Below are 16,756 nucleotides of genomic sequence, written 5' to 3'. Positions count from 1 at the left end.
GACGTGAGCACAAAAATACTCACCATCCCGCCGTCGTTTATGCTTGGTGCGGCGGCCTCAGCCTGGCAGACCGAGGGCTGGAGCGGCAAAAAAGAGGGGCAGGATTCATGGCCCGATCTTTGGTACAAAAACGACAGGCAGGTCTGGCATGAGGGCTATGGCCCGGCGGTGGCGACTGACTTTTATCACCGTTTTCGCGAAGACGTACAGTTGATGAAGCAGGCTGGCCTGACCCACTACCGCACCTCCATTAACTGGTCGCGCTTTCTGACCGACTATGAAAATGGCGTCGTAGATGAAGAGTATGCGGCCTATTACGACCAGCTCTTTGACGAGATGGCGCGTAACCGCATTGTGCCGATGATCTGCCTTGAACATTACGAATTGCCCGGTTACCTGCTGGAAACTTACGGCGGCTGGGCATCGAAAAAAGTGGTCGAACTCTATCTGCTTTACGTCGAAAAGGTCTTTGAACGGTTTCACCAAAAAGTGACGCGCTGGTTCACTTTTAACGAGCCCATTGTGGTGCAAACCAGAGTTTATCTGGATGCGCTGCGCTGGCCGTATGAGCAGAACACCAGCACCTGGATGCAGTGGAATCACCATAAGAATCTTGCCACGGCGAAAGTGGTGAAACTGTTTCGCGAGAAAGGGTACGCGGGAACGGTGGGGTGCATTCTGAACCCGGAAGTGACCTATCCGCGCTCCCGTGCGCCGCACGATGTTCATGCGGCAGCCATGTATGATCTCTTTTATAACCGCGTCTTCCTCGACCCTATGGTAAAAGGGGCGTACCCGCCGGAGCTGTTTACCCTGCTTGATAAGCATCAGGTGAGCTGGGACTACACCGACGACGAACTGACGATCATTCGTGAAAATACCGTGGATGAATTGGGCATTAACCTCTATTACCCGCATCGGGTAAAAGCCCCTTCCCGCGCCTGGCACCCCGACACGCCGTTCCACCCGGCTTATTACTACGAACCCTTTGAGCTACCGGGCCGGCGCATGAATAAGTCGCGCGGCTGGGAAATCGGGCCGTTTATCATTTATGACATGGCGATGCGGATTAAAAACGAGTACGGCAACATCCCGTGGTTTGTGGCGGAAAGCGGGATGGGAGTTGAGAACGAAGGGCAGTTCCGCAATACCGATGGGGTGATTGAAGACAATTACCGCATTGCGTTTATTGGTGAGCATCTGTACCAGACGTTGCGCGCGCGGGAGGATGGCGCCAACTGTCACGGTTATATGCTCTGGGCGTTTACGGACAACGTATCGCCAATGAATGCCTTTAAAAATCGCTACGGGCTGGTGGAGATCGATTTGGACCACAACCGTGACCGGCGGGCGAAAAAGTCGCTCTCCTGGTATCGCCGGTTAAGCGACGAACGCCAGCTTACGATCTCTTTTGATGATGAATGGAAATAAGGAGCTGTGATGAAACGTATTGTCCTGTGTTGTTCTGCCGGGATGTCTACATCACTGGTGGTCACAAAGATGGAAAAAAACGCCGCCGAGCGCGGTCTTGAACTGAAAATCTATGCCATTGCTGAGCAGGCGCTACGCGATGAATTAGACAACCACAGCGGCGAGATTATCGCTGTACTGTTGGGGCCGCAGGTGCGCTTTAAACTCGCGGAAAATAAGAAACTTACCGACCAATATGCTATCCCTATTGATGTGATCGATCCGGTGGCATATGGCACCTTAAATGGCGCGAAAGTTCTCGAACAGGCACTAAATTTGGTAAGATAGCGCGCCCAAAGGCCGGGGTTCTCCGGCCTGAGCTTCAACTAAAGGTCTGTACAGGTAATGGTGATATTGTGGAAAAAGCTGTAATCCCGCCGGAAAAAAAACAGTACCAGGAGATTGGCGAAGATTTACGCGCGCAAATAATCCAGGGGCATTACCCCGTGGGGTCCCGCCTTCCACCTGAGCGCAATATTGCCGAAAAGTATGGCGTCAGCCGTACTATTGTCCGTGAAGCTCTCTTAATGCTTGAACTCCAGGGCACCGTCGACATTCGCCAGGGCTCCGGCGTCTATGTGATGCGTATTCCTCAGGAGCATGAAAACGAAGAAGAGCGCTTTCTCAGCAGTGATGTCGGCCCGTTTGAAATATTGCAGGCTCGTCAGTTGCTGGAGAGCAACATCGCCGCCTTTGCCGCCAAAATGGCGACGCGGGCGGATATCGATAACCTGCGCCGCATCCTCGAGCAAGAACAACGCGCGATTGCCCTGAACGACACCAGCCAGGACAACAGCAAAATGTTTCATCTGGTGCTGGCGGGGGCCTCGCAAAACCAGATGCTACTGGCAACAGTAGAAAGCGTCTGGCACCACATGGACAGCAGCCCGCTGTGGCAGCAATTCAACGTGCACATTACCAGCCGTCCTTATCGCCTGAAATGGCTTGGCGACAGGCAGACACTGCTCGCTGCCCTGCGCCGTCGCGATGTGATGGGCGCCTGGCAGGCCATGTGGCAGCATCTTGAAAACGTAAAAAAGAGTTTGCTGGAGCTCTCGGACGAGGATGCCCCGGATTTTGACGGCTATCTGTTTGAATCCGTACCGATTTTTCAGGGGAAATTAATGTGAAAGTGGTTCCGTTATACGACGCGCCACAGCATGCCGAACAGGTGACCGAGTGGCTCTGGCGCGAGTTTGGTGACTCGCTGCCGCGCGCGTTCTTCGAAAGCATTATTGACCACAGCCAGACGCCGGGCAATCTGCCGCTGACCTTTGTGCTGGTGGATGACGATACGCTGCTTGGCACCGTAGGGTTGTGGCGTTGCGATTTGATAAGCCGCCAGGATCTGTTCCCCTGGCTGGCGGCGCTCTATGTTGATGAATCCGCACGCGGGCAGGGGCTGGCGCGTACTTTACAGCAGCATGTGATTGAGTCTGCGCGGGAAATGGGGTTTAGCGAGCTTCATCTTTACTCCGCCTGCCGTGATTTTTATGAGCGCTTTGGCTGGCACTATATCGGCGACGGCCTCGATTACCCGGACACGACCGTCCACCTCTATCGCTTTACCCTCTAGTTGTCCTGCGGCGTCACAACCGAGTGGCGTCTTACCAGCGTCGGGTTAAACACATGCGTGACATCCGGTAGCGGACGGTTTTCTGCCAACGCCAGTGCCAGTTCCGCTGCCTGTGTCGCCATCGTCACGATGGGATAGCGCACCGTGGTCAGCCGCGGGCGGACATAGCGTGATATCAGCACATCGTCAAAGCCAATCAGCGAGATCTCATCTGGCACAGTAATGCCATTATCGTTGAGCACCCCCATTGCGCCCGCTGCCATCGAGTCGTTATAGCAGGCGATCGCCGTAAAATTCTTGCCACGCCCGAGCAGTTCGGTCATTGCCTGTTCACCGCCGCTCTCGTCCGGTTCGCCGAAGGTGACCAGACGCTCATTACACGGCAGACCGTTTTCTTTGAGGGCGTCGTAATAACCCTGCAGGCGATCTTCGGCATCGGAAATCGCGTGGTTGGAACACAAATAGCCTATCCGGGTATGGCCCTGCTGTATGAGGTGGCGCGTTGCCAGCCAGGCACCGTAGCGGTCATCCAGCGACACGCAGCGCTGTTCGAAACCGGGCAGAATGCGGTTAATCAGTACCATGCCGGGGATCTGTTTCATCAACGCAATGAGTTCAGCATCCGGCACCATTTTGGCGTGGACAACCAGTGCCGCACAGCGGTGGCGAATCAGTTGCTCAATCGCATTACGTTCTTTTTGCTCATTGTGATAACCATTGCCAATGAGCAGGAAGTTGCCAGTGCTGGAGGCGACCTGTTCAACCGCCTTTACCATGGCGCCAAAAAAAGGATCAGAAACATCTCCGACCACCAGACCGACCGTTTCCGTCGACTGCTGCGCCAGCGCACGGGCATTGGCGTTGGGGTGATAGCTCAGACTCTCCATGGCGGTCTGGACCGCCAGCCGTGAGGCTTCGCTGGCTTTTGGGGAGTCGTTAATTACGCGAGAAACTGTAGCGACAGAGACACCTGCAAGCCGGGCTACATCTTTTATTGTCGCCATTGAGCACCTTCATTTAGGGGTAAGCGTTTACACACCCACTTATGTTACGGGAATGCGCTGGCTAATCAAGGTTGTCGCCAGAGCACTTTCCGCAAACGTGAACTGACGCGGTGAAATGACGTGAAAACGTTACATGGAAAATATATCCGGAAATATACAGTTCGAACCTTTAGTTACACTTTGCGAAAGGCTGTTTCTATTGTCTGCTGGAGAAGCATTTGGCCGGATTGCTACAGTAGCAATCCCAGAGGTATTGATAGGTGAAGTCAACCTGAGGGTTGAACACTTGAATTGCACCAACCTGCGCAGATGTGCAGGTTTTTTTTGCCATTAAGTCAATGTGTAACAAGCTGGATGATTAGAAACACCTCGTTGCACTTAGGCTCATTCGCTTGCTTTTTACTGCTGGCGAGCTAACGCGCCGCCAGTCACAATCAAGATCCCAGAGGTATTGATTGGTGATTATTTCGGTACGCATTTCGTACTTAATTTCTTGCACCAACCTGCGCGGATGCGCAGGTTTTTTTTCGCCCGCATTTCGCCGCCCCCCACTTCTCGTGTAATCTGCCACAATTTATTCATAACCTGTCGAATTGACTAACAAAAGGAGTTGAAATGTTATTTGGCTTTTTTCGTGGCCTCTTTCGCGTCCTGTTCCGTGTGCGACTCACGGGCAATACACAGGCGTTGCACGGCGAGCGCGTGCTGATTGTCCCCAACCATGTCTCCTTTATAGATGGGATTTTGCTGGCGCTCTTTCTTCCTGTTCGCCCGGTCTTTGCGGTTTATACCTCCATCAGCCAGCAGTGGTACATGCGCTGGCTGAAACCGATCATCGATTTTGTGCCGCTGGATCCGACGAAGCCGATGTCCGTCAAACACCTTGTCCGCCTGATTGGCGAAGGGCGTCCGGTAGTGATTTTCCCGGAAGGGCGCATTTCGGTATCCGGCTCGCTGATGAAAATCTACGATGGTGCGGGATTTGTGGCGGCGAAGTCGGCGGCAACCGTCGTACCGCTGCGTATAGAAGGGGCGGAGCTGACCTTTTTCAGCCGCCTGAAAGGGCTGGTTAAACAGCGGTTATTCCCACAGATTCATCTGCATGTTCTGCCGCCAACGCAACTGCCAATGCCGGAAGCGCCGCGCGCCCGCGACCGCCGTAAGATTGCCGGTGAGATGCTGCATCAGATTATGATGGAAGCCCGCATGGCGGTGCGTCCGCGCGAAACCTTATTCGACGCCTTCCTTGCCGCACAATATCGTTACGGCGCAGGCAAGCACTGCGTAGAAGACATTAATTTCACCCCGGACACTTACCGTAAGTTGCTGACCAAGACACTGTTTGTCGCCCGTATTCTCGACAAATACACGGCACAGGGCGAGAAAATCGGCCTGATGTTGCCGAACGCCGGTATCAGCGCCGCGGTGATTTTTGGCGCCATCGCCCGTGGGCGCATTCCGGCGATGATGAACTACACCGCCGGTGTTAAAGGGCTGACCAGCGCCATTACCGCGGCGGAAATCAAAACGGTATTTACCTCGCGTACCTTTATGGACAAAGGGAAGCTCTGGCATCTGCCGGAACAGCTAACCCAGGTGCGTTGGGTCTATCTGGAAGATTTAAAAGGCAGTGTCACGCTGGAAGATAAGCTGTGGATCTTTAGCCGCGTGCTGATGCCACGTCTGGCGCAGGTGCCGCAAAAACCCGAAGATGCGGCGATCATACTCTTTACCTCCGGTTCTGAGGGCAATCCGAAGGGGGTTGTCCACAGTCATAAAAGTATTCTGGCGAACGTCGAGCAAATCCGCACCATTGCCGATTTCACCGCCAATGATCGCTTTATGTCGGCGCTGCCGCTGTTCCACTCTTTTGGTCTGACAGTGGGGCTGTTTACGCCGCTGTTGACCGGGGCAGAAGTGTTCCTCTACCCAAGCCCGCTGCACTATCGCATTGTGCCGGAGCTGGTGTACGACCGGAACTGTACCGTGCTGTTCGGCACATCGACATTCCTGGGGAATTACGCCCGCTTCGCCAATCCGTATGACTTTTTCCGCCTGCGTTATGTGGTAGCAGGGGCTGAAAAGCTCCAGGACAGCACCCGTCAGCTTTGGCAGGACAAATTTGGTCTGCGCATTCTGGAGGGCTACGGGGTAACAGAGTGCGCGCCAGTGGTGTCAATCAACGTGCCGATGGCGGCGAAGCCCGGTACCGTTGGGCGTATTCTGCCCGGTATGGACGCGCGCCTGCTTGAAGTGCCGGGTATTGATGACGGTGGCCGGCTGCAACTGAAAGGACCGAACATCATGAACGGTTATCTGCGCGTGGAGAAACCCGGCGTGCTGGAAGCGCCTGCGGCAGAAAATGCCCAGGGTGAGCTGGAAAGCGGCTGGTATGACACGGGCGATATTGTGCGCTTTGATGAGCAAGGCTTCGTGCAGATTCAGGGTCGTGCCAAACGCTTTGCCAAAATTGCCGGTGAGATGATTTCGCTGGAGATGGTGGAGCAACTGGCGCTGGCGGTATCGCCTGAGAAGATGCATGCCACGGCGATCAAATCCGACGCCAGCAAAGGCGAGGCGCTGGTCCTGTTCACCACCGATGAACAACTGACGCGCGAGAAACTCCAGCAGCAGGCGCGTGCGCAAGGCGTGCCGGAACTGGCGGTTCCGCGCGATATACGCTTCCTCAAACAGTTGCCGTTACTGGGCAGCGGGAAGCCTGACTTTGTGACGTTAAAAGGCATGGTTGAAGAGGCGGAAACCCAAAATGCATGAGTCAGTACCCACTAACACTTCACTGTGGTCGAAGGGGATGAAAGCGGTCATTGTCGCCCAATTCCTGTCGGCCTTTGGTGATAATGCGCTGCTGTTTGCCACCCTGGCGCTGTTGAAAGCGGAGTTCTACCCCGACTGGAGTCAACCGATCCTGCAGATGGTGTTTGTGGGCGCTTACATCCTTTTTGCCCCCTTTGTCGGGCAGATCGCCGATAGCTTCCCCAAAGGGCGCGTGATGATGGTCGCCAACGGACTCAAGCTGTTGGGGGCGGCCAGCATTTGCATCGGCATCAATCCTTTCATCGGCTATACGCTGGTGGGCGTGGGAGCGGCGGCCTATTCCCCGGCGAAATACGGTATCCTGGGTGAACTGACAACCGGCGACAAACTGGTCAAAGCGAACGGGCTGATGGAGTCCTCAACGATTGCCGCGATCCTGTTGGGTTCCATGGCGGGCGGTATTCTGGCTGACTGGCACGTGCTGGCTTCGCTGGGCGTCTGTGCGCTGGTCTATGCAGGCGCGGTGGCGGCAAACCTGATGATTCCACGCCTGTCGGCTGCGCGTCCGGGGCAGTCCTGGCGTTTCACCCCGATGACGCGCAGTTTTTTCTCTGCCTGTTCATTACTGTGGCGCAATGGTGAGACGCGTTTTTCACTGGTTGGTACCAGCCTGTTTTGGGGCGCGGGCGTAACGCTGCGTTTTCTGCTGGTACTGTGGGTGCCCGTTGCGCTGGGCATTACGGATAATGCCACGCCGACCTATCTCAATGCCATGGTGGCAGTGGGCATTGTGGTAGGGGCCGGGCTTGCCGCAAAACTGGTTACACTTGAGACGGTGGCGCGTTGTATGCCCGCCGGGATTTTGATTGGCGTGGCAGTAACCTTCTTTTCGTTACAACATGCAGTACTTCCGGCTTATGGAATCTTAATGCTTATCGGCATGCTGGGTGGTTTTTTCGTGGTGCCACTTAATGCGCTGTTGCAGGAGCGGGGTAAGCGTTCTGTTGGCGCAGGAAACGCTATTGCGGTACAGAATCTCGGCGAGAACACCGCCATGCTGTTGATGCTGGGACTCTACTCCCTGGCGGTCAAAGTAGGTGTGCCGGTGGTTGGTGTCGGTGTCGGGTTCGGCGTACTGTTTGCGCTGGCAATCGCGGCACTGTGGATTTGGCAACGCCGCCGCTAAGAGACAGGCCGGGTTACCCGGCCTGATTCATATTAGGGTGCCGGGTAGGTATAGACCTGATGCACCGCTTCAATTTCGGCGAGCACCTCTTCGCTGAGCGTAAGATGCAGACTTTCCACATTCGTTTTTAGCTGTTCCATTGTTGTTGCGCCCAGAAGGGTGCTGGCAACGAACGGCTGACGACGCACAAATGCCAGCGCCATCTGCGCCGGATCCAGATTGTGGCGTTTGGCGATATCGACGTAGGCAGCAACCGCTTTTTGCGCCTGCTCGCCACTGTAACGGGTAAAGCGGCTGAACAGGGTGTTGCGGGCACCTGCGGGTTTTGCACCGTTCAGGTATTTCCCGGTGAGGGTGCCGAACGCCAGGCAGGAGTAAGCCAGCAGCTCAACCCCTTCATATTGCGTCACCTCAGCCAGACCCACTTCATAGCTACGGTTAAGCAGGCTGTAGGGGTTTTGAATGGTGACGATGCGCGGTAATTCGTGTTTTTCCGCCAGTTGCAGATAGCGCATCACGCCAAAGGCCGTTTCATTCGACACGCCGATATAGCGAATTTTGCCCGCGCGCTGGAACTCGGTCAGCGCCTCCAGCGTTTCCAGTAGCGTGACGACAGGGGCAGATTCCGTCCACTTATAGCCCAGCGTACCAAAACAGTTGGTAGGGCGCTGCGGCCAGTGCACCTGATAGAGATCGAGATGATCGGTTTGCAGACGTTTCAGGCTGGCTTCAAGCGCGAGGCGGATATTTTTACGATCCAGCGCCTGGTTTGGTCGAATGCTATTGTCATTATTGCGCGAGGGGCCGCTAACCTTCGAGGCGAGGACCACTTTCTCACGATTGCCGCGCTTCGCCAGCCAGTTACCGACATAGGTCTCCGTCAGCCCTTGTGTTTCCGGGCGTGGTGGGACGGGATACATCTCTGCGACATCAATCAGGTTGATCCCCTGGCTGATGGCGTAATCAAGCTGTGCGTGGGCGTCGGCTTCGCTGTTCTGTTCACCAAACGTCATTGTGCCCAGCCCCAGGGTACTTATTTCAAGTGAACTGTGGGGGATACGGTGATAATGCATAGCCGGCTTCCTTTAACTTACTTCACTGCGTCAGTTGTCCTGACAAAGGAATATAAACATGGCAGAGGGCAGAACAAAGGGAAAGAGGGGAGACCAAAAAAGGTCAGCAGGTTACTGACCTTTTTAAAGATTTTTAGCGCTCGAGGATCTGAGAAACATCATCACGGTTGATCTGCATCTTATTGCCTTGCTGGTCATGGTAACTAACCAGGCCGGTTTCATCGTCAATTTCTGGCTTACCGTCAGTCAGGATCATCCTGCCATCTTTGGTTGCCATAACGTAATCACTACTACAACCTGAAACTGCAAATGCCAATCCAACTGCAGAGATAATCACTGCCCATTTTTTCATCGTTCTGTCCTCATTTGGCTCGTGTCTCACATCAGTCTAGTAATAACCTGATGTATCAGTGCAAAAAAGGGGGAAAATCTTAAAGTGTGGGCAGGGACAAAAAGACGGGGAAAATAGCTTCCCCTTGCGGGGAAGCCTTGTATTACGACGGGTTTTTCTTACCGCGCATCAAGTTGAGCGTCTCAACTGTGATAGAGAAGAACATCGCGAAGTAGATATACCCTTTCGGTACATGAATCGAGACGCTTTCCAGAATCAGAGTAAAGCCCACCAGAATCAGGAAGGATAACGCCAGCATTTTCACCGAAGGATGGCGATTCACAAACTCACCGATAGGGCGTGCGGCAAACATCATCACGCCAACCGAAATTACCACTGCCGCCATCATAATAAACAGATGGTCGGACAGGCCAACCGCAGTAATGACGGAATCGAGACTGAAAATAATGTCCAGCAGCATAATCTGTACGATTGCACCGAGGAACGAGTGGACATTGGTTTTCAGATCCTCTTCATCACCTTCGATCGTTTCGTGGACCTCTTTACTGGCTTTCCAGATTAGGAACACACCGCCACAAAACAGGATCAGATCGCGCGCTGATACCGCATGATCCAATACGCTAAACAGCGGGGTGGTCAGTTTTGTCAGCCAGGCGATTGAGGCCAGCAGCAGCAATCGCATGACCATCGCGGCAGCCAGACCGAGCCTTCGGGCGTGGTTACGCTGCGCGGTGGGCAGCTTCGCCACAACCAGTGAGAGGAAAATAATATTGTCGATCCCAAGCACAATCTCCAACAGCGTTAGCGTGCCAAGGGCAAGCCAGGCATTGGGATCGGTAATCCATGCAAATAACATCTATAAAGTCCTGCCAAAAAAGAAAGGCTGATTATAAGCGCCAGCCGCGCGGAGGTAAAAGTTAATCCCCTGGCACCAGGAAATGTCGGGCGAGTAACGCGCCGGTGAAGTTCTTTTTCAGATAGAAACCACGCGGCAGCGTCAGGATAGGTTCTCCATGTGCGCCGACGGCTTCGGTCAGCGCTTTGCTGTTTGCCGCTTTCGGGCGCAACTGCAATACCTCGCCGTGACGCGCTGTAATACGCTCAACCTGGCCAAGCACAATCAAGTCCATCAACTCTTCCCAGTCCATGCGCAACTGGGCTTCTTCCTCTTCACTGGGACTCCAGAGCAGCGGCGAGCCTACGCGGCGCTCGGCAAGGGGAATGTCGCGCGAACCTTCAATGGGGATCCATAACACGCGGCGCAATTTATGACGTACATGGCTGGTTTCCCACACCACCCCTGTATTGCCTGTTAGCGGGGCGACGCAGACAAATGTCGTCTCCAGCGGCCGGCCCGCGCTATCGATGGGGATCGTTTTCAGCTCTACGCCCAGCGCTGCGAAATCCTGCTCCGGTTTACTGCCTGCACTGGCGCCGAGCCACTGCTCCAGCAGGATTCCCGTCCAGCCTTTATCGCGTTTCAGATCGCGAGGAATGGGCAATCCGGCAAGCCGGGCAAGTTCGCCCAGGGTGTAGCCTGCGAGATGTTGCGCCTGGGTAAGCAACTGAATTTCAGACTCAGGAGACGAGAGTAAAGGTCGTATGGCGGACATGCTAAAACCTTGATTAAAAAATGAACTGCAATTATGCACATCGTCGATGGCTGCGATCTTTTTCCACCTGTCCTGATAAAAGGACTGATTCATAAGATAATTTTCCGTGAAAAAGGTGGTGTTGCGCAACTCGCTATGCGGTTGTTCAAATCTGGTCACTGACAATGAACAGGATCTTACACCATGTTATCCACAGAAAAATGGGATAACTGGGTAAAAGTGTCACTACTGTTTCGATTTACAGCCTTGACGTGCGACGAAAATCGAATTTCTGCACAAAATGTGCCTAAGTTATTGGCATAATCTGTGGATAAAAACGACGTTGCTCGATCTTTCATCAGCACAAGGATCACTATAGTGACGATCATCACATTATGTGATGCAAATACAGAAATAAAGCTATTAACTCAATGAATTTAAGGTAATTATTCACTGGGTTGATTGTTAGCATATTCAGACTACTCCGGGTTTTCCAATGTTAAATCTCCGGTTCTTCACAAGTCTATCCACAGAAAAGGTGAATAAAACCGGGAAGGTGAGGGGGCGTCTGTTTATAACTTTGCCGATAATTGTGAGTTATTCAAATGTTATCCGTTTGTTCCGTCGTAATTGAGTGGTTTACCGTTTTCCACGAGTGTGAAACAATCGATTAATTCAGGTTTATTTTGAGGTAGTCCGGTGATTGATGACGATGGCTACCGCCCAAATGTGGGTATCGTAATCTGTAATCGACAGGGCCAGGTCATGTGGGCCAGACGCTTCGGGCAGCACTCCTGGCAGTTTCCCCAGGGGGGAATCAACCCAGGCGAGTCTCCGGAGCAGGCGATGTTCAGAGAGCTGTTCGAGGAAGTGGGCTTAAATCGTAAAGATGTTCGAATCCTTGCTTCTACCCGTAACTGGTTGCGTTACAAGTTACCGAAACGTTTGGTGCGTTGGGATACAAAGCCGGTCTGTATCGGCCAGAAACAAAAATGGTTTCTTCTGCAATTGGTCAGCAGTGATGCTGATGTCAATATGCAAACCAGTAGTACCCCTGAGTTTGATGGCTGGCGCTGGGTGAGCTACTGGTATCCTGTTCGTCAGGTAGTGTCGTTCAAACGCGATGTCTACCGACGGGTGATGAAAGAGTTTGCAGGGGCCGTGATGGCGCTTCAGGAGATTCCGCCTAAGCCACAAAGCGCACCTGCCTGGCGACGTAAAAGAGGTTAAGCCACGCACATTATGCTCACCCGCTTGCGAGAAATCGTTGAAAAAGTTGCCAGCGCGCCGCGACTGAACGAAGCGCTGGAAATACTGGTCACAGATATTTGCGAGGCGATGGAGACGGAAGTTTGCTCCGTCTACCTCGCAGACCATGACCGGCGTTGTTATTACTTAATGGCGACTCGCGGTTTAAAAAAGCCGCGCGGGCGTACGGTCACTCTCGCATTTGATCAAGGTATCGTCGGCCTGGTAGGCAGGCTGGCGGAACCTATTAACCTTGCTGATGCGCAAAAACACCCCAGTTTTAAATACATCCCTGCCGTAAAAGAAGAGCGTTTTCGCGCTTTTCTCGGCGTGCCGATTATTCAGCGTCGTCAGCTTCTCGGTGTTCTGGTTGTTCAGCAACGTGAATTGCGCCAGTACGATGAAAGCGAAGAGTCCTTCCTGGTTACGCTGGCCACTCAAATGGCAGCCATTCTCTCTCAGTCGCAGCTAACAGCGCTGTTTGGTCAGTATCGCCAGACGCGTATTCGCGCGCTTCCTGCGTCATCCGGCGTGGCCATTGCCGAAGGCTGGATGGATGAAACGTTGCCGTTGATGGAACAGGTTTATGAAGCCTCGACCCTCAACACAACGCTTGAGCGTGAAAGGCTGACCAGCGCGCTGGAAGAGGCGGCGGGGGAGTTTCGTCGTTATAGCAAGCGCTTTTCTGCGGGGGCGCAAAAAGAGACGGCGGCGATTTTCGATCTTTACTCGCATCTGCTTTCCGATGCGCGTCTGCGTCGTGAACTGTTTGCCGAGGTAGATAAAGGTCTGGTCGCTGAATGGGCGGTCAAAACGGTCATTGAACGATTCGCCGAGCAGTTTGCGGCATTGAGTGACGGTTATCTGAAAGAACGCTCTGGCGATTTACGCACGCTCGGCCAGCGCTTACTGTTCCATCTCGATGATAATATTCAGGGCCCCAATACCTGGCCGGAACGCTTTATTCTTGTTGCCGATGAATTATCTGCGACAACGCTGGCGGAGCTTCCGCATGACAGGCTCGCGGGTGTCGTGGTGCGCGATGGCGCATCCAACTCCCATGCGGCAATCATGGTTCGTGCGCTCGGGATCCCGACGGTTATGGGGGCGGATATTCAGCCTTCTGTGCTGCATCGTCGCACGCTGGTGGTGGACGGCTATCGCGGTGAGCTGCTGGTGGATCCAGAGCCCGTTCTGTTGCAGGAATACCAGCGACTTATCACCGAAGAGAATGAATTAACCCGACTTGCCGAAGATGATGTGAACCTCGCCGCGCAGCTTAAAAGCGGTGAGCGCATCAGAGTGATGCTCAACGCGGGGCTCAGTCCGGAGCATGAAGAGAAGCTCGGTAGTCGTATTGATGGCATCGGGCTTTATCGCACCGAAATTCCCTTCATGTTGCAAAGTGGTTTCCCGTCGGAGGAAGAGCAGGTCGCGCAGTATCAGGGCATGCTGCAGATGTTTAACGATAAGCCGGTGACCCTGCGTACGCTGGATATCGGCGCGGATAAACAGTTGCCGTATATGCCGATAAGCGAAGAGAACCCGTGCCTGGGCTGGCGTGGCATCCGGATTACACTCGATCAGCCGGAAATCTTCCTTGTGCAAGTGCGCGCAATGCTGCGTGCGAATGCGGCCACCGGAAATCTCAGCATCCTGCTGCCGATGATCACCAGCATTGATGAGGTGGATGAAGCAAAACGGCTGATTGAACGTGCCGGGCGTGAAGTCGAAGAGATGATTGGTTACGCCATTCCGAAACCGCGTATTGGCGTGATGATTGAAGTGCCGTCAATGGTGTTTATGCTCTCGCACCTGGCGAATCGGGTCGACTTTATCTCTATCGGCACCAATGACCTTACTCAGTATATTCTGGCGGTCGATCGTAACAATACGCGTGTGGCCAGTATGTATGACAGTCTGCATCCTGCCGTGTTGCGCGCGCTGGCGATGATTGCCAGAGAAGCCGAACAGGCGGGCGTCGATCTGCGTCTGTGCGGTGAAATGGCGGGAGATCCCATGTGTGTGGCGGTGCTGATTGGCCTTGGCTTTAGCCATCTGTCGATGAACGGTAAGTCGGTAGCGCGTATTAAATATCTGCTACGACGTATTGATTTTGCTGAGGCGCAAACGCTGGCCAACCGTACGCTTGAGGCGCAACTGGCAACCGAAGTACGACATCAGGTCGCGGCATTTATGGAGCGACGCGGTCTGGGTGGACTTATTCGCGGTGGGTTGTAGAGGCAAGTTCCCGGGAGTACAGACAACTCTGTGACCGGGGCGCGCTGGGGAAGCCAACGCACCTGCGGCGTGAAGGATGGCGGGTAATACCCTAAATCATTTGCGTTGCAGGAAGGCGGCAAGCCAGCAAGTTCCCGGGAGCATAGATAACTATGTGACCGGGGCGCGCTGGGGAAGCCAACGCACCTGCGGCGTGAAGGATGGCGGGTAATACCCTAAATCATTTGCGTTGCAGGAAGGCGGCAAGCCAGCAAGTTCCCGGGAGCATAGATAACTATGTGACCGGGGCGCGCTGGGGAAGCCAACGCACCTGCGGCGTAAAGGATGACGGGTATACATATCTTTTACAACTTCGCCGCATCCAGCCTGACCTCCTTATGCTATCATTCGCGCCTTTGGAGCGCCCGCCAGAACGGGCGCGCATCTATACCGCTGTCCACTTTCGGCGGAATAACAACATGTTGTGGTGACAGATGAATAGTGGCTATCTGCGTTTTCCTGAATTTGATCCAGTAATTTTTTCCATTGGGCCGGTTTCTCTTCACTGGTACGGGTTGATGTACCTTGTTGGCTTTGTCTTTGCCATGTGGCTCGCAACCCGTCGTGCTGGCCGTCCTGGCAGTGGCTGGACGAAAAATGAAGTTGAAAATCTGCTCTACGCAGGCTTTCTTGGGGTGTTCCTGGGCGGGCGTATTGGCTACGTTCTGTTCTACAACTTCCCGATCTTCCTCAACGATCCGCTGTATTTGTTCCGCGTCTGGGACGGCGGCATGTCTTTCCACGGCGGCTTGATCGGCGTTATCGTCGTGATGATCGTCTTTGCCAAACGCACCAAACGTAACTTTTTCCAGGTTGCAGATTTTATTGCCCCGCTGATTCCTTTTGGTCTGGGTGCCGGACGTCTGGGTAACTTTATCAACGGCGAACTGTGGGGGCGTGTCGATCCGAGCTTCCCGCTGGCAATGCTCTTCCCGGGATCGCGCGCAGAAGATGCCGCATTACTGCCGTCTCATCCGCAGTGGCAATCCATTTTTGACACTTACGGCGTTCTGCCTCGTCATCCTTCCCAGTTGTATGAGCTGGTGCTGGAAGGCATCGTGTTATTCATTATCCTGAATCTCTATATCCGCAAACCTCGCCCGATGGGGGCTGTGTCAGGCCTGTTCCTGATTGGCTATGGCGCGTTCCGTATCATCGTTGAGTTCTTCCGCCAGCCGGATGCACAATTTACGGGGACGTGGGTGCAATACATCAGCATGGGGCAGATCCTCTCCATCCCGATGATTGTTGCGGGTATTATCATGATGGTTTGGGCGTATCGTCGTCGTGCGCCGCAACACGTTTCCTGAGGAACCATGAAACAGTATTTAGAACTGATGCAAAAGGTGCTCAATGAGGGCACCCCGAAAAACGACCGTACAGGGACGGGCACGCTCTCTATTTTTGGCCATCAGATGCGCTTTAATCTGCAGGACGGTTTTCCGCTGGTGACCACCAAGCGTTGCCATTTGCGCTCCATTATTCATGAGCTGCTGTGGTTCCTGCAGGGCGATACCAACATCGCTTACCTGAAAGAGAACAAGGTCTCTATCTGGGATGAATGGGCTGATGAGCAGGGCAACCTCGGGCCGGTTTATGGCAAACAGTGGCGCGCCTGGCCAACGCCGGATGGCCGTCATATTGACCAGATCTCGACCGTACTGAACCAGTTGAAAAACGATCCGGATTCGCGCCGTATCATCGTGTCAGCCTGGAACGTGGGCGAACTGGATAAAATGGCTCTGGCGCCGTGCCACGCTTTTTTCCAGTTCTATGTCGCGGACGGCAAGCTCTCCTGCCAGCTCTACCAGCGCTCTTGCGATATCTTCCTTGGTCTGCCTTTTAATATCGCCAGCTACGCATTACTGGTGCATATGATGGCGCAACAGTGTGACCTGGAACCTGGGGATTTTGTCTGGACCGGTGGCGATACTCACCTGTACAGCAACCACCTGGAGCAAACACGCCTGCAACTGAGCCGCGAGCCGCGTGCGCTGCCCACGCTCAAAATCAAGCGTAAGCCCGCATCGCTGTTTGATTACCGCTTCGATGATTTTGAAATCGAGGGATACGATCCGCACCCGGCGATTAAAGCCCCGGTCGCTATCTGACCGAACGCAGCATCGCATAACCGGCGCCACAGAGCGCCGGTTTTTTTATCCTCATTACGTATTCTTCGGCATATCTTCCAGACCGTTTG

15 protein-coding genes and 1 pseudogene are annotated in these 16,756 nt (G+C 53.9%); 10 read left to right on the top strand and 6 right to left on the bottom strand.

Going from position 1 to position 16,756, the window contains the following annotated elements; translation table 11 throughout:
- The first annotated feature begins 3 nt into the window (after window positions 1-3).
- The 4 genes from IP582_RS20585 (at window position 4) to IP582_RS20570 (ending at window position 3,046) form a co-directional block, all read left to right on the top strand.
- Window positions 4-1,431, top strand: a complete 1,428-nt coding sequence (locus IP582_RS20585) for a glycoside hydrolase family 1 protein (protein WP_193794298.1) — start codon at window positions 4-6, stop codon at window positions 1,429-1,431.
- A 9-nt stretch (window positions 1,432-1,440) separates the two neighbouring features.
- A complete protein-coding gene (locus tag IP582_RS20580) occupies window positions 1,441-1,758 on the top strand; it encodes a PTS sugar transporter subunit IIB (RefSeq protein ID WP_193794297.1) in 318 nt (105 codons plus the stop codon).
- A gap of 68 nt (window positions 1,759-1,826) precedes the next feature.
- Window positions 1,827-2,600, top strand: coding sequence for a GntR family transcriptional regulator (locus IP582_RS20575; RefSeq protein ID WP_039077118.1), 774 nt, complete (start codon window positions 1,827-1,829; stop codon window positions 2,598-2,600).
- Window positions 2,597-3,046 (top strand): GNAT family N-acetyltransferase, encoded by a 450-nt coding sequence (locus IP582_RS20570; protein ID WP_079498509.1) that lies wholly within the window; start codon window positions 2,597-2,599, stop codon window positions 3,044-3,046. The genes IP582_RS20575 and IP582_RS20570 overlap by 4 nt, the downstream gene beginning before the upstream one ends.
- Here IP582_RS20570 and galR read toward each other — a convergent pair.
- Complete coding sequence (galR, locus tag IP582_RS20565; protein ID WP_071193776.1) at window positions 3,043-4,050, bottom strand: HTH-type transcriptional regulator GalR; 1,008 nt, start codon at window positions 4,048-4,050, stop codon at window positions 3,043-3,045. The two genes, IP582_RS20570 and galR, sit on opposite strands and share 4 nt — an antisense overlap.
- Before the next feature lie 615 nt (window positions 4,051-4,665).
- On the opposite strand from galR, the gene aas reads away from it, so the two are divergent.
- Window positions 4,666-6,825, top strand: a complete 2,160-nt coding sequence (gene aas / locus IP582_RS20560) for a bifunctional acyl-ACP--phospholipid O-acyltransferase/long-chain-fatty-acid--ACP ligase (protein WP_193794296.1) — start codon at window positions 4,666-4,668, stop codon at window positions 6,823-6,825.
- A complete protein-coding gene (lplT, locus tag IP582_RS20555; protein WP_193794295.1) occupies window positions 6,818-8,011 on the top strand; it encodes a lysophospholipid transporter LplT in 1,194 nt (397 codons plus the stop codon). Before aas ends, lplT begins: the two co-directional genes overlap by 8 nt.
- A 32-nt stretch (window positions 8,012-8,043) precedes the next feature.
- On the opposite strand, the gene IP582_RS20550 is transcribed toward lplT, so the two are convergent.
- From IP582_RS20550 to IP582_RS25420, 5 genes and pseudogenes are all read right to left on the bottom strand, one after another.
- Window positions 8,044-9,084, bottom strand: a complete 1,041-nt coding sequence (locus IP582_RS20550) for an NADP(H)-dependent aldo-keto reductase (RefSeq protein WP_039077113.1) — start codon at window positions 9,082-9,084, stop codon at window positions 8,044-8,046.
- 133 nt (window positions 9,085-9,217) lie between these two features.
- The gene (gene ygdR, locus IP582_RS20545; RefSeq protein WP_039077112.1) at window positions 9,218-9,436 is read right to left on the bottom strand and encodes a lipoprotein YgdR; all 219 of its coding nucleotides are present in this window, start codon (window positions 9,434-9,436) and stop codon (window positions 9,218-9,220) included.
- 142 nt (window positions 9,437-9,578) lie between these two features.
- Window positions 9,579-10,292, bottom strand: coding sequence for a TerC family protein (locus IP582_RS20540; protein WP_193794294.1), 714 nt, complete (start codon window positions 10,290-10,292; stop codon window positions 9,579-9,581).
- 61 nt (window positions 10,293-10,353) lie between these two features.
- Window positions 10,354-11,049 carry a DNA mismatch repair endonuclease MutH gene (mutH, locus tag IP582_RS20535; RefSeq protein ID WP_193794293.1) on the bottom strand — a complete coding sequence of 232 codons (696 nt, stop codon included), beginning with the start codon at window positions 11,047-11,049 and terminating at the stop codon, window positions 10,354-10,356.
- A gap of 151 nt (window positions 11,050-11,200) precedes the next feature.
- Window positions 11,201-11,275: pseudogene (locus tag IP582_RS25420) on the bottom strand (hypothetical protein); the annotation flags it as partial.
- A 452-nt stretch (window positions 11,276-11,727) separates the two neighbouring features.
- Between IP582_RS25420 and rppH the strand changes: the two are divergent.
- The 4 genes from rppH (at window position 11,728) to thyA (ending at window position 16,667) form a co-directional block, all read left to right on the top strand.
- Window positions 11,728-12,258 (top strand): RNA pyrophosphohydrolase, encoded by a 531-nt coding sequence (rppH, locus tag IP582_RS20530; protein ID WP_039077110.1) that lies wholly within the window; start codon window positions 11,728-11,730, stop codon window positions 12,256-12,258.
- A gap of 12 nt (window positions 12,259-12,270) precedes the next feature.
- A complete protein-coding gene (gene ptsP, locus IP582_RS20525) occupies window positions 12,271-14,517 on the top strand; it encodes a phosphoenolpyruvate--protein phosphotransferase (protein ID WP_039077109.1) in 2,247 nt (748 codons plus the stop codon).
- A 473-nt stretch (window positions 14,518-14,990) separates the two neighbouring features.
- The gene (gene lgt / locus IP582_RS20520) at window positions 14,991-15,866 is read left to right on the top strand and encodes a prolipoprotein diacylglyceryl transferase (protein ID WP_039077108.1); all 876 of its coding nucleotides are present in this window, start codon (window positions 14,991-14,993) and stop codon (window positions 15,864-15,866) included.
- A gap of 6 nt (window positions 15,867-15,872) precedes the next feature.
- Window positions 15,873-16,667 (top strand): thymidylate synthase, encoded by a 795-nt coding sequence (gene thyA / locus IP582_RS20515; protein ID WP_039077107.1) that lies wholly within the window; start codon window positions 15,873-15,875, stop codon window positions 16,665-16,667.
- Window positions 16,668-16,756: the final 89 nt, after the last annotated feature.

Origin of the sequence: Citrobacter sp. BDA59-3 (genome assembly GCF_015167655.1) — a bacterium.
Classification (GTDB): Bacteria; Pseudomonadota; Gammaproteobacteria; order Enterobacterales; family Enterobacteriaceae; genus Phytobacter; species Phytobacter diazotrophicus.
Note: the sequence above shows the minus strand (reverse complement) of the source record. Positions and strands in the feature narration are given on the sequence as shown.